The sequence below is a fragment of the Enterococcus sp. DIV1307a genome (genome assembly GCF_050537425.1).
GTDB lineage: Bacteria > Bacillota > Bacilli > Lactobacillales > Enterococcaceae > Enterococcus > Enterococcus faecalis.
On sequence record NZ_CP172914.1, the window covers coordinates 2,741,318 to 2,755,545 of the forward strand.

Below are 14,228 nucleotides of genomic sequence, written 5' to 3' on the forward strand. Positions count from 1 at the left end.
ACGTTTAAGACGTCATCTTTAATTATAATCAACCTTCGGTAAAAGTTATGACAGGTTTATTTTTTATTACTGATTTTAGCAATAGACTAAACAGACCGACCATCAAAAAAGATGGTCGGTCTGTTTAGTCTATTGGTCTACCTTTACTCCTTCTCCGACAATGCTCGCCAGACATCAAATGTTTGTTTTAAGCCTTGGACATTATGAACACGTAAAATTTCTACGCCTTGTTGTGCTGCATACAAGGAAGCAGCGGCTGAACCAAAATCACGGTTGGCTGGTTCTGGTTCGTTCGTTAAAGCGCCAATGGTTCGTTTGCGAGAAACGCCGTATAGTAACGGATAATCTTGGTAGCGAAAGGCGTTAGGATCTTTTAACAGTTGAAGGTTTTCTGCGACAGTTTTATGAAAGCCGATCCCTGGATCGAAACAAATTTTTTCTAAGGAAAGGCCGTATTTTTGGCATTGTTCAATTTTTTCTGTATAAAATTGGTGTAACTCTTCTTTTAAAGAAAGAGATTGGCGTTTTCTAGAATGCATAATCACAACTTGGATTTCAGGATATTGCGCGAGGACTTCTGCCATCCCCGGAGTGTCTAATCCTTTGATGTCATTAATCATTGTGGCGCCAGCTTGGATCGCGGCTTCCGCTACTTCGGGATAGTAGGTGTCCACAGAAATCGGCGCTAGAGAAGTCTCACGTATTTTTTTTATTAACGGTAATACTCGGTCTGCCTCAACTTGTGGAGAAACTTCTTCGTAGCCAGGACGTGTGGATTGGCCGCCAATGTCTAAAATATCGGCCCCCGCTTCTAGTAAATGAAGCGCATGTTGATAGGCCACGTCGACCGTTGTGTAGCTACCGCCATCAGAAAAAGAGTCGGGGGTCGTGTTGACAATCCCCATAATTTGGTAATTCTTTTTTAAATCAATCATTGTCACATTGCTCCTTTATCTGCTGAATCATCTTTCGTAAGGCCCGCATTCTAGGACTTATCTTCATTCGTTCACTCGTGGACAACTCCGCTAAGGTTTTGCCTCGGTCTGGTAAATAAATAATCGGGTCAAAACCATAACCACCTGTACCGCGCGGTTCAACTAATTCACCAGTCAAAGTGGCTTCCGTTTGCAACAGTTTGTCGTCATCGAGTACATAGACCAACGTGGCTGATAAGGTTAACTCGCGGGTCGACTGTTGCCCTTCAAATAAGTGCAACAGTTCGCGGTTCTGTTCTTCCGGATTGGCTGAATGGAAAAAACGGCTTGTATGAATACCTAATAAATCAGGAAAAGCAGTTAACGTTAAGCCGCCATCATCACCTAACACTGGGCGGCCAATTAATTGTTGGAAAAAGCGAGCTTTTAGATAAGCATTTTCAGCATACGTAGTGCCAGTTTCTGCAGGTTGTTCTTGACTGGTTGTATACTTTCGATAAGAGACAAGTTGAATAGCGGGGTCCTTAAGTCCTGATTGCATTTCTTTTAACTTACCTTGGTTATTCGTGCCAACAATGATTTCCATTTTCTAACGTATCTCCATTAAAAATTGATTTTTCCACTCTTGTTCTTTAAATAGTCCGGTAAATTGAAATGTTTTGGTGCTACTTTGTGGTGTTTTCACGCCGCGCATCGTCATACACATATGTTCCGCTTCAATGGCTACTGCAATGCCTTTGACGGGAATATTTTCTTGGAGTTTGCGGGCAATTGTCACTGTTAAATCTTCTTGAACTGTGGGACGTTTGGCACAATGTTCTACTAATCTTGGTAACTTGCTTAGTCCCAATACTTTGCCACCTTCTGGCAGATAAGCGACATGTACTTTTCCATAAAATGGCAATAAATGGTGTTCACACATTGAATAAAAGGCAATATCTTTTACTAAAACCATTTCGCCTTCATTTAAGCTATCAAATAATTTATAATCGTCAAATTCAGGTTCGGTTAATCCACTAAAAACTTCTGCATACATTTTAGCTACACGTTTGGGTGTATCAATGAGTCCTGACCGTTGAGTATCTTCCCCCACTGCTTCTAAGATTGTGGTAACTGCCTGCTCAATTTGCGCTTGTTTTTCCTGCTCCATCTCTACCATTCCTTTTCGCTTACTCGCACTTCTTCTTGATTGCCACTGCGCTGAATCCATGTAGCTATTGGCGCGCCCAATAGTTGTTCCTCTGCGTAAACATCACTTAAGGGAATCAAAACAAATGACCGTTTTGTTAATTCTTGATGAGGAACTTGTAAGTGGGGCAACGTGACTGACTGTTCCCCTAATAATAAAATATCAATATCAATAATCCGCGGACCCCAGTGAATTAATTTTTTACGTTTCATCGCTTGTTCAATTCCTTGGGTAACAGCCAGTAATTCTTCAGCGGTATAGCTAGTATCAATTTTCAATACGGCGTTCAAAAAATCATCTTGGTCTGTATAGCCGTAAGGATCCGTTTCATAAAGTTTTGAAGAAGCCACGACCTGAATCTGCGGGTCTTCGTTTAAATAATTGCGGGCTTTCACTAAATTTGCGTACGGATCGCCGACGTTACTACCTAATGCTACATAGCCAATCATCTATACTTCTCGCTCCATTTCAATTTCAATATTGTCAAAAAGGCCGGGCATCGGCACACTATATTTTCTAATTTTAATGATAATTTTGTTCAATTGTTCTTGATAATCTGCGGAAATATCATCTAAAATAGCACTCGCTAACCCTTCGATTAAATCGTACGAGTGATTGTTTACTCGTTGGGCAATCAATTCATTCACTTCGGCATAATTGACAGTTTGAGTGACATCATCTGTTCGCCCTGCCTCGGCTAGCGACAACTGCATTTCAAGGTCGATTTCTACTTGCTGCCCTAGACGTTTTTCTTCTGCCAAAACACCATTTTTTGTGAAAAATTTCAAGTTGTTGATTCTAATTTTATCCATCCTCTAACTCCCTACCCTCTGTTTTGCTGATTTTTTTAATCATAGCATATTTCTTGGAAAAGTCAGTAGTTAAAAGATGGAAAAGTGGTTATTGGTATGATATAAAAAATTACTTTTTATGAATCAAATAGTATAACTCGTGTATTCAAAAAAGAGCGTTGCTGATGCAACGCTCTTTTTCGGGGGTTATTCGTCTTTTATCGCATTGTTACAAATTCTTCTGAGCCTGTTGGATGAATCGCAACAGTATTATCAAAATCTGCTTTGGTCGCGCCCATTTTAATAGCGACTGCAAAGCCTTGTAGCATTTCGTCAACACCGATGCCGATGCCATGCAAACCGACAATTTTTTCTTCTTTGCCGACACAGATTAATTTCATGTCGCATTTTTGACGGTATTCTCCTAAAGCGAAATACATTGGCGTAAAGCTAGAGCGATAGATTTTCACTTGGTCTTCACCATATTCTTCAAGCGCTGCTTTTTCCGTCAAACCAATTGTCGCAACTGGTGGATGGGTAAAGACCACCGTTGGTACCAAGTTATAATCCAAATATAAATCGGTTTGTCCGTTAAATAAGCGTTCAGACAGGCGCCGACCAGCGGCAATCGCGACTGGCGTTAAGTCGATTTTCCCAATGACATCGCCGACTGCGTAGATGCCATTTTGCGTGGTATTTTGGAATTTATCTACTTTGACGTAGCCTTTTTCATCAAGGGCTACTTTCGTATTTTCTAAGCCTAATTGATCCGTGTTCGGCTGACGGCCTGTCCCGAAAATCACGGCATCTGTCGTGATTGATTCACCATTTTCAAATGTAATAACGTACTCATTCTGCGCCGTTTTTTCAATTTTAGCTGGTGTTGCATTCGGATGAATTTGCATGCCCATTTCTTGATAGCGTTCTACGACTTTTTCAGAAAGCATGTCATCAAAGCTTCGTAATGGTCGTTCATGACGGAAGGCCCAATGTGTTTCTGCGCCTAAGCCATGTAAGGTTCCTGCTAATTCGGCTGCGATGTAACCCGCACCGACAAAGACCACACGTTTTGGCATTTCTTCTAACGCAAAGAAGCCGTTTGAATCTAAGGCATATTCTTCTCCTGGAATACCTAGTTTTTTCGGACGACCACCTGTCGCGATTAAAATGTGCGGCGCCGTATATTCTGTTCCATTGACTTCAATTGTTTGCTCCCCAGTAAACGTAGCGTAACCATGGATACGTTCAATGTTGTTACTGTCTAAACCACGATTATACGCACCATGTAAGAAGTCGATATATTTTTCACGATTTTCAACTAATTGTTTAAAGCTAAAATTTTTGATTTCAACATCAAACCCGTAGCCTGCTGTGTCTCTTTCCATCATTTCCATCATGCTGCTGGCTTGCCACATGACTTTTTTAGGCACACAACCAACGTTGACACAGGTCCCACCAATTTCGTTGCCCTCAATTAAAAGGACGTTGGCTCCGTGCATTCCTGCGCGGTTAGCAGAAGCAATCCCGCCACTACCGCCACCAATAACAATATAATCATAGGTTTTCATTTATTCTGGCTCCCTTTCAATTTGAACTTTCTCCTTTATTATCGCAAAAAATAGCAAAAAAAGACAGTCGTATTACTTACTTTTGTTTAGTTTTCTGCTGCTTCTGTTTCATGGATTCGTTCCGTAAAAGCACTGGGGGAAAGGAATTCAATCGTAGCATTGTCGAAGGGAATTCCTAAATCTTCTTTCGTTACGTTTGGATTCATTGTAATGACGTAAAGTGTTTTGCCTAAGGAAAGTGCAATCCCAATTTCTAAATAACTTAGTCGGTCAAAGTCACCATTAATAAAAACGTAGGTTGCTTCGTGAAGATACCGTTTTATCACTTCAATATCTGTAAACATTCCGGTTTGAACACAATCGGCTAACCCGAAGCCCACACCCCCCGCACAGCCATGCTCATCTTCAAACAGCTGAGGATCTACCAAAAGGTCCGTTTGAATACGTGGGTTTTGACCAATTTGGTAGGCGAATAATTTAGCCATAGTTATTCCTCCTTCTTTTTCTTTTACTATAGCACAAAAAGGAAACCCTCATATGCCAGAGGATTTCCTTTCTTTTAATACATGTTCCCAACCACTTTTACTCGTAAGCGGGTTGCATTTTCTGGATGATAGGCGAGTGGTGTTTCTTCCACCTCGACTAACTCGATTGTGCCAGGGACTGCACCTGCAAGTTCAGCTTGTTGGACGGCTTTTTCTTGGGCATCAGCCAACGCCGCATCCCGTTGAATTTTTGAATAGACATAAATTTGTTCGTATTGTCCGCTAATTTGAGCGATAGAGGCACCGATGGCATTCGCCACTGCCCCGTTTTCGTTGCGAATTAGCACTTTAACACCTGTCAATTCTTCGGGGATGATAATACTTCCACCACCAACTAAAACGACCGTCACGTCTGCAGAACTGGTTTTCATGCGATCAATCGCTTCACTGACCAATTCGCCAATTTTTTGGTACACTTTTTCCGCAAACGCTTGGTCTAAATGAGCCACTTTGCTAGGATCACCGACTTGGGCATGGCCTAAGCGAACCGCAATATCAGTGGTCGTTAATTGTGTGCCGCCAAAAACAAGGGCCTCTTGTGTAATACGGTAGCCGACACTATCGGGGCCAACTGTCACAGAACCATCTGGTTGTTCACGCACTAGACTGCCGCCGCCGACACCAATTGACACGATATCTGGCATTCTAAAATTGGTCCGTACCCCGCCAACATCAACGGCCAGTGAAGATTCTCTTGGAAAGCCATCCACTAACACGCCAATGTCGGACGTTGTGCCACCAACATCTAAAACAACCGCATCTTTCAAGCCAGCTAAGTATGAAGCGCCACGAATACTATTGGTTGGTCCACAAGCAATGGTTAAAATAGGAAACTGTTTGGCATACGTTAACGACATTAACGTACCATCATTTTGACATAAGTACACTTGGGCGTGATGAATTTTTTCTTGTTCTAAGGCTTGTTCAAAGCCTTCGCTGGTCACTTTAATTACTTTGTGCAACGCAGCATTCAAAATTGTCGCATTTTCCCGTTCAATTAAACCGACAGACCCAATCATTGAGGAGCAAGATACAGGAACATCTGCCCCTAACACTTCCTTCGCAAGCGCTTGAACAAACAATTCTTGGTCATTTTTTAAAGAAGAAAAAACGCCAATTACTGCGATTGCCTCTACTTCTCCTCGCCAAGAGGCCAAAATCCCACGTAATTCTTCTTCGTCCAGTGCAGTCAATGGTTGTCCATCATATTCGTAACCGCCATGTGCTAAAGCATACGTTTCTGAAAGAGTGGCCACTAAATCCTCGGGCCAAGCTGTGTAAGGCAAGACCGAAGCGGTTGCTGGATAGCCCAAACGAAGGACCCCAACTTTTGCTAATTTTTTTCGCTCAACAATGGCATTCGTACATTGGGTCGTGCCCAACATTGCATGTGTGACTTTGGTTGGGTCCACTGCTGATTCTGCCAAGACTTTATTTAAGGCACCGGCAATCCCTGTTTGAATATCATCGGTTGTTGGAACTTTCACTGAATGAATCAAGTTTAATTGATGATCTAAAATAACAGCATCTGTATTTGTGCCACCGACATCGATACCAATTTTATACATTTATTTGTCCTCCTTCGCTACTAAGTTTTCTAGTGGTTGATAATCCATTTCGTAGCCGAAATACCGAGGACCCACTGTTTCGATACCTTTTTTCGTTCGCCAAGCGGCATTCGCTTTCAAGCCCATTACTTGGACACGTTTGCCGTATTTCAAGCTTTCTGTTGTCACAGGCGTTAAAGTTTCTAAATCTACCATACAAATCAAATCAGGCGTCATCGCAATCACCTGACCATCTTTCTCGGCAATTAAATTTTCATTTTGAAAATGGACGACTGCTTCTGAACCAGCGTCACTGTTTAAGCCACTCAATTTGACACGTCCCAAATTGAAGCCACCTTTTACTTCTCGTTCTACATCTAGAATTTTTCCTTGGAACAATTCAAAGCCATCCGTAACTTCTACTAATGCTTGGCGTTTTTCTTGTTCATCTGCATAGGTACCTCGAATCACTTTGCCAATTTCTTCTGATAATGTCACGATGTTATGAATACCATAATCTTGTAATTGTTTGCCTGTCGCGGGATAAATGCTCACTAAAGCACTAGCGCCCATTTCAACCGTTTGAACACGAGCAAGACGTTCTGTCCAAGTATTATCAATCGTTTCCATAATGCCAATATTTCCTTTTTCATCGGTAATTGCCATAGGGGTCGCTGACATCCCATTCAAATGGAACGTTACCATAGGCAATTCTGGAAAGGCCCGCCCCATACCATCACAATCCACCAAGGGAATGCCTAGCTTCGCTGCAACAACAATTGGAATCATTGAATTGACGCCCCCAGCTTCCATTGGAAAGGTTCCCGCAATCGTTTCTTGGTCTAAATATTTTCCTAACTTCTCAAAGACACGGACGAATTCGTCGCCTTTGGGAAATTTTTCAATTGCGACAGATGGGGCACCCATCATTGCGGCGGGTAGGAAAAAATCCTCCGCGGCAATTTCTTCTGGAGAAACCAGTTTGACAGGTCCGTTTTCTTCGATGGCGGACAAAGCCATCATTTTACCAATGTAGGGATCACCGCCACCTCCTGTCCCTAAAAAAGCTGCTCCTGTAGCTATATTCTCAATTGCTTCTGCATCTAAATAACGCATTCTCCGACACTCCTCTTCTTCATTCCATTTCTAATGATTCGGTGTTCGTCTGTTGACGTTTTGCACCGAAATAATAAATAACAAACGATAAAACAATGCCAATTAGCGGTTGGTTAGGCAATTGAGGGGCATTGGGAAAGAAACTCATAATCACCGGAATGCCCCCCACTGCAGCACCAATTAGCCATGAAAAAACACCTAATTTATTCACGCCAGGCGTTGGCTGCCATTTGGTTCGATCGCCTTTGTTAATCAACCAATAGGCAGCAATCATTACACCAGCCACTGGTGGAACCATCGCAGAAAGGACAGACATGATCGGCGTAAAGTAATTTAAAATCCCCACAACTGCTAATAAGGTTCCAATGGCGCCGGCCGCACCGACAGCGACTTTTTCTTTTTCTTTTGGAATATCAAAGACATTAATCAAGGCCAGTCCGCCAGAAAAAGCATTCACGGCATTCGTGGTCCAAGTTGCTAAAATTAGCGCAATAATTCCTAAAACTGGAAAACCGAGATTCATAAAAACTTCCGTGATATCTGCGGTGTTCGAAGCAATGGTCAAGACCGCACCAACGCCAATCATCAACAAGCCTGTCGGTAAAATCCCTAAGGTGGCCGCTTTAACCACATCTTTACGAGAAGAAACATATTGAGAGTAATCTCCAGCAATTACTGCGCCTAATGCAAAAGAACCGACAGTCATTGAAAGACCTGACATAAAGCTTCCTACTGTTTGAGGTGTATATTGACTAACAGCTTCCCAACCGTTGTTTCTTAACGAAGCCACCAAGCCATAAAGACAAACCAGAACTAACACAGGAACCGCAAAATAATTCAGAATTTTCAATATTTTTATGCCATAAAGAGCCGAAATAAGCATGATAATTCCCCAGATTAAGGAAGAAAGCGACACAGGTAAATCAATGCCGTAAATTTTTAAAAAGTTCGTGAAGGCGCCGCCGCTGACATTGGCTTGCAAACCAAACCAACCTAAGCAAGCAATCGCTAGAATAATGGAAATAATCTTTTGCGAACCTTGAATGCCAAACACTTGAGAAGCGACTTTGACAGAAGGTTCTTGTAAGTCGGAACTTTGAATTCCTTGTAAAATCATTAAAATAACAATAATACCGTAACCAATAAATCCTGTTAACAAAGCTTCCCATAAAGGCATGCCTGCAACTAACGTTCCTCCAATAATTAATCCTGGCACGCTAATCATTGCGCCCGCCCAAACAAATGCTAAGCTAAGCCACGATTGTTGTTGCTCGTTTTTTAATTTCATTCTCATTCCTCCTTAATTATTTTTTCAATTATAACGAAAAATCAGTCATAGGTCTTTTTCAAATTGAAAAAAATATCGAGGAAGTTTTGGCTTAAAATAAAAAAGCAGACAAATCGGCTACTGCCGATTGTCTGCTTTTTTCATTCATTCGTGACCAAGCGATATAAGATCATCGCCAAATAGACTTCATAGGCTTCGGCGGCGTTAGTCATATCATAGCCGAGCGCTTCATTAATTTTACTGATACGATATTTGACCGTATTTTTATGAACAAATAGGCGTTCGCCGCATTCTTTAAAATCACTACTTGCATCTAGTAAAAACGTCCCTAATGTCATTAACTGCTCTGATTCTTTTAAGAGAGGTTGGATAACTGCTAAGCGTTGTTGGATTGCTTCTTCTCCTGCTTGGAGACACGTCATCATTTGTTGAACTGTACGAATTTCCGCGATTGATAACACTTTTCTTTGTGGATAGACGCGCTTTAAAAACGGCGCGACTTGATTAGCGGTTTGGTAGCTGACACGCACTTCAGTCGTGTTACGAACTTTCGGACAAAGGATGATTTCACCTAAATAGTCCTGATAGTCTGTGGCTTGCAAGTATTCTTTACTAATCGTGGCTTCAGGCTGTTTGTGTAAATAATTACCTAAGAGAACAATCAGGTAATTTTCTGTTTGCTGGACAATCGTTGTTTGGTAATAGTAACGTAGGAAATCTTTCAAATCTTGCTGAATAGCGTGGATTTCTTGTCCTTGTTGCCAAATAGGCAAAAGCCACATCGTTTCGACAGAAGAAATATCAATCATTAATTTTTTGGCTAATTGGTACATCTTATCACTTTCGTCGTTAATGATTGCTTGGACTAAGGCATACTCACTGACTTCGTCATAGTTTTTCCCCCATAAATTCAGAGCCATCTGAACGACTTCCACCGCTTGATTCATCTCAAAAGAGGTTAACTGCTCTTCTTCTCGAATGAAGTAAAGCTTCAATGTTTGTCCATCCTTCTGAGGAAGTTTTTGCGAGGTAATGAAGTAGGTCGTTTCTCCTAGCGCTACTTTCTCTTGTGATTGATAAAGTAACTTGGTTAAGGGCAATTTCGTGCTTCGCGGCCAATTGATGGTGCTGATGATTTCATTGGTATAGGTGGTTAACGCAATATTGACTTTTAAAAAATCGGATAGGATTTTCAAGGTCATTTCCACACTGCGGTTTTGTTCAGGCAAAAGGGAAACTTTTTCCAAGAGGTCCGTTGCAAAAGAAGTCATTTTATTTTTATTGACTAACAATTTCATGACTTCATAAATGACTTCGTTGTAGCGTAATGTGGGATCATTTTTAGGCATTTGGATTAAAATGAAACCTAAAGAATCCGCTAATTGAATCACTTCCTCTGCAACTTTCGGTACGATAATCCCAACGTAGTACAAGATTAGGCCTACTTCGCCTAATTCATGGAGATGCCGAATCGTTTCGCATTGCTTCACCACATCATGACGAATGGCACAAAATGAACCAATCAAAATTTCGCCAGCATGGTATTCATTTGTTTTGTGAAGTTTTTCCGAAAACAAAGACATATCAGAGACTTCTAAAAAAGAAAGAGAAGCAACAGATGTGTCCAATTGGTTTTTACCAGAAAGTACCGTTGCTTCTCGCAAAGACGGTAATTTTAATAAATCATTCACGCGGACACTCATATTTACTCCTCCTTTTGGCTGGTTTATTTTTTCTTACGAATCATATCGCCGACTGCAACAGGTTGGGTCACTTCCATCGTTAATAACATCATGGGATTAGGTGCCCGATCGATCGCTTCACCGTCTTCATTATACATCTCTTTAACGGTTTGGTGGAAATGGGTAAACCCGGGACCATAAAATTCAATTTCATCGCCGACACTGAAAAGGTTCCGTTGACGAATTGTCGCGACTTGCGTCTTTTCGTTGTACGCAATCACTTCGCCAACAAATTTATATTGTGGAATTTTACGACGTTCGCCGAATAATTGTTCATTTTCACTTGGTGTATTGTAATAAAATCCAGTTGCTAATTCACGTTGTGCTACTTTCCATAATTCATCAATCCACTCTTGTTGGCAGACATAGTTTTCAGGGTCTTCCATGTAAGAATCGACGGCTTTTTTATACACATTAGCGACTGTCGAAACATAGTGAATGGATTTCATGCGGCCTTCAATTTTAAAACTATCGACACCATTTTCAATTAATTCTGGAATATGTTCAATCATAGACATATCTACGGCGCTCATTGAAAACTCTTCTTCAACTTCCCCTTCGCTGGTTTTGCTCCGACGTTCTGTCCCAAAAGGCATATCAAATAACTCGTATTTCCAACGACAAGATTGTGAGCAACCGCCACGATTGGCATCCCGCATCGACATATGGTTGGATAAAGTACAACGTCCTGAATATGAAATACACATTGCTCCATGAATAAAGGCTTCAATCTCAATGTCCGTATTTTCACGAATCGCTGCAACTTCCTCCATTGAAACTTCGCGCGCTAATACCACACGTTCTAAGCCTTCATTTTTCCAAAATTCTAATGTTTCATAGTTGGTTGCTGAAGCTTGTGTCGATAAATGGATGGGTAAACCTGGTGCTTCTGTCGCACAAATTTCGATTAAAGCTGGATCGGAAACAATCACAGCTGAAATTCCGATGTCTCGCAATTCTCTGAAAAACGCTCCTGCCCCTTCCTGGTTTCCTTCATGAGTGACCATATTGGCAGCGACATAAACTTTCGCATTATGTTCGCGGGCAAAGGCTACGCCTTCCGCCATTTCTTCTGGCGTGAAATTTCCTGCGCGGCTACGCAGACCGTAGGCATTCCCTCCGATATAAACGGCATCGGCACCATAACGAATTGCGACTTTTAGTTTTTCTAGCGTCCCGGCTGGAGCCAACACCTCGGGACGCTTCAATGTTCGTTCTGTCATTACTTTCATGTTCTTCTTCCCCTTAAATGAATCAATTTATTTTATTGCATCGGCACTTAAATCAAAGAAACCATTGTCTAAGCCACGACCTGTTGGATGTAATTTTTCAATTTCAGCTGTTGCATGAGCTGCTTGATCTTCTGACCAAGTTCCCGCTTCAAGTGCTGCTTTCGCTTCAGCAAATAAGCGAGCAATCGCGACAAAATTTTCACCTGGCGTGTAAAGGCCATCGAGCTTCCATGTACGATAGTGATGGTCATACAAGTTTGTTAACTCATTCATCAAGTTCACATCGTTATTGGCAAAAATATGCGTACCATGACTATCTTCATAAATGGAATAGTGGGTTTCTGGTTTTTTGGGTTCAGAAATAAACAGCCCTTCGTCTTTCGTAACCCCTTTGTCGTTCTTTGTGTAATTGTAGTAATTTTGAATTAATGGGCGTTTCGATTGATGAATACAGGTCGCCCCATAGACAAGAATTTCAGCTGGAACTGCTAAGTTTTCTTCCATTGCGACCATTTCTTCAAAAGGTACTTCCCGAGCTAGGACAGCTCCGATGGCTCCTCGTTTACTCCAAAAATTGATTTGACGTGAGCTCGTTACCAAGGTTTCGCCATCATAAACGTAAGGAATTTCTAATCCATCTCGTTGCATAATAAACACAATACCCGGATCACCCAAAGTAATTTTATCGACGTTGATTTCTTTTAAAAATGTCAGATACTCTGGGACTAATTTCATTTTTTCAGGGTGCATAATGCCATTTACTGCAACTAGCACTTGTTTGCCCATTTCATGTGCACGTTTCACAATCTCGCGTTGTTCATCTCGTGTAAAAGATACGGGCAAACGCAACCCGAATGTTTCTTCTCCAATATATAATGTATCCACACCTGTTGCGAGTAATTCTACAGCCTGCTCAACAGATTCTGCAGTTGCAATCAGTTCAATCATAAATATAGCCTCCTTCTTTATGACCGTTTAATAGTATCATACGTTCACAAACTTTAAAAGAGCCTATCTGTATTAAACGTACATTTTTCACAATGTTTCCGAAAAAATTTTGGTAGAAAAGCGCCAACCGCTTACCTACCAAATGCTCTTTTTTTTATTACTGGTCATCTGTTCTTTGGTCACTCGTTCAAGTGATATTTTCGTTCATAAAACGTTACTACAACGGTGAATAGCCACGCTGCCGCTAAGCCTAACAAGCTGCCTAAAACAATCCCCAAAAAGCGGAATTGAATCAACGTTATCACGTACTGCTGACGAACGAGCAATGAAAGCATCAGAGCCATAGGCGTTGTGAAAAATTGCGCCAATCCATAATTACGACGAATAAAATACTCAACGGTCACAAATAAGATTGTAATCACGACAATCGATTCAAAAGTTGTCAAAGCTAAATTAAGCAGAAAAGCGGAAATAACCAATCCAATCGTTGTGCCAAAAATTCGCTGAATATTTCGCTGCTTAATCGCACGTAAATTGTCTCCTTGTAAAATGGATGCACAGGAAACGACTAGCCAATATGGATTCTGTAAATGTAAACTTTCGCTGATATATACAGCAAAAAATAAGACAAAGCTATAATATATGCTATCTAATGGCGCTTCTGGATGCCGATAAATTCGTTCCCGTAATGATCGCTTAGCTAGCGGGGCACTGATTTCCTTCTCTGTAAAATGCAACACTAGTGCAAACAAAATAGAAAAGCCAATGCCTAATAACATACAGCCACTCATGAACGGAATTTTTGCTAACGGAATACTCGTACTGGCACCCATCGCTGTCACCATCACACCAAAGAAGGCCCCTGGTTTTGAAATATCGTAGACTTCAAAGAAAAAGCGGCCACCAAAACCGACCAGTGCAACAACAATGGGAATGAGCCATGCAATATGGGTCGATAACATGCCTAACAAATTTCCTAAAAAAAGGTAACTACCGACCACAGATAAACGAGTCATTAACTGTTTTAATGGTAGCGGCTGATAATATAAAAAAGTAAAAATACCTAACGAGCCAAAGCTTGAAATCAATAATTGATGATTGATATAGCCCAAAAAAAGAATGCTGAACATAACCAAGCCAGCAAACACTAGTCGAAAAGGATTATCCTTTGGACGTTGATAATGTAGTAATTCTCGAAAAAAAGATTGTTCCATTCCATCACCCCTCCTTATTAACGTAGCACAGAAAAATCAATCTGGCAATTCTCAAAAAGAAATCGCCACTGGAAAATAGAAAAAGGAGCGTGGGACAAAAATCACTTTGGATT

14 protein-coding genes are annotated in these 14,228 nt (G+C 41.2%); all 14 read right to left on the reverse strand.

The annotated features are described in order from the left end of the window. Positions 1-143: 143 nt before the first annotated feature. The 14 genes from folP to IGL90_RS13370 all read right to left on the reverse strand — a co-directional run bounded on the left by folP (position 144) and on the right by IGL90_RS13370 (position 14,115). Positions 144-935, reverse strand: coding sequence for a dihydropteroate synthase (gene folP / locus IGL90_RS13305; protein ID WP_002386219.1), 792 nt, complete (start codon positions 933-935; stop codon positions 144-146). Next, positions 928-1,521, reverse strand: coding sequence for a non-canonical purine NTP pyrophosphatase (locus tag IGL90_RS13310; protein WP_002354736.1), 594 nt, complete (start codon positions 1,519-1,521; stop codon positions 928-930). Before IGL90_RS13310 ends, folP begins: the two co-directional genes overlap by 8 nt. A 3-nt stretch (positions 1,522-1,524) precedes the next feature. Then, positions 1,525-2,094, reverse strand: coding sequence for a GTP cyclohydrolase I FolE (folE, locus tag IGL90_RS13315; RefSeq protein ID WP_002381007.1), 570 nt, complete (start codon positions 2,092-2,094; stop codon positions 1,525-1,527). Continuing rightward, a complete protein-coding gene (gene folK, locus IGL90_RS13320; protein ID WP_002365443.1) occupies positions 2,088-2,573 on the reverse strand; it encodes a 2-amino-4-hydroxy-6-hydroxymethyldihydropteridine diphosphokinase in 486 nt (161 codons plus the stop codon). Before folK ends, folE begins: the two co-directional genes overlap by 7 nt. Next, the gene (gene folB / locus IGL90_RS13325; RefSeq protein WP_002354733.1) at positions 2,574-2,936 is read right to left on the reverse strand and encodes a dihydroneopterin aldolase; all 363 of its coding nucleotides are present in this window, start codon (positions 2,934-2,936) and stop codon (positions 2,574-2,576) included. It abuts the gene before it with no gap. A gap of 197 nt (positions 2,937-3,133) precedes the next feature. Further along, complete coding sequence (gene gor / locus IGL90_RS13330) at positions 3,134-4,483, reverse strand: glutathione-disulfide reductase (RefSeq protein ID WP_002354732.1); 1,350 nt, start codon at positions 4,481-4,483, stop codon at positions 3,134-3,136. Between the two features lie 86 nt (positions 4,484-4,569). After that, entirely contained in the window at positions 4,570-4,968 is a 399-nt protein-coding gene (locus tag IGL90_RS13335) for a hypothetical protein (protein WP_002375430.1), read from the reverse strand. Positions 4,969-5,042: 74 nt separating this feature from the next. Then, complete coding sequence (locus IGL90_RS13340) at positions 5,043-6,596, reverse strand: hydantoinase/oxoprolinase N-terminal domain-containing protein (RefSeq protein WP_010823318.1); 1,554 nt, start codon at positions 6,594-6,596, stop codon at positions 5,043-5,045. Then, a complete protein-coding gene (locus IGL90_RS13345) occupies positions 6,597-7,691 on the reverse strand; it encodes a DUF917 domain-containing protein (protein ID WP_002354727.1) in 1,095 nt (364 codons plus the stop codon). It lies immediately after the preceding gene. 19 nt (positions 7,692-7,710) lie between these two features. Continuing rightward, on the reverse strand, positions 7,711-8,985 hold the full coding sequence (locus tag IGL90_RS13350) for a cytosine permease (RefSeq protein ID WP_161796739.1): 1,275 nt from the start codon (positions 8,983-8,985) through the stop codon (positions 7,711-7,713). Positions 8,986-9,119: 134 nt separating this feature from the next. Continuing rightward, positions 9,120-10,682 carry a PucR family transcriptional regulator gene (locus IGL90_RS13355; protein WP_002367516.1) on the reverse strand — a complete coding sequence of 521 codons (1,563 nt, stop codon included), beginning with the start codon at positions 10,680-10,682 and terminating at the stop codon, positions 9,120-9,122. A 23-nt stretch (positions 10,683-10,705) separates the two neighbouring features. Beyond that, the gene (locus IGL90_RS13360; RefSeq protein ID WP_002368523.1) at positions 10,706-11,953 is read right to left on the reverse strand and encodes a peptidase U32 family protein; all 1,248 of its coding nucleotides are present in this window, start codon (positions 11,951-11,953) and stop codon (positions 10,706-10,708) included. A gap of 27 nt (positions 11,954-11,980) precedes the next feature. Next, positions 11,981-12,901, reverse strand: a complete 921-nt coding sequence (locus IGL90_RS13365) for a peptidase U32 family protein (protein ID WP_002354722.1) — start codon at positions 12,899-12,901, stop codon at positions 11,981-11,983. Between the two features lie 179 nt (positions 12,902-13,080). Next, positions 13,081-14,115 carry an FUSC family protein gene (locus IGL90_RS13370; protein ID WP_002354721.1) on the reverse strand — a complete coding sequence of 345 codons (1,035 nt, stop codon included), beginning with the start codon at positions 14,113-14,115 and terminating at the stop codon, positions 13,081-13,083. Between the last annotated feature and the right edge of the window lie 113 nt (positions 14,116-14,228).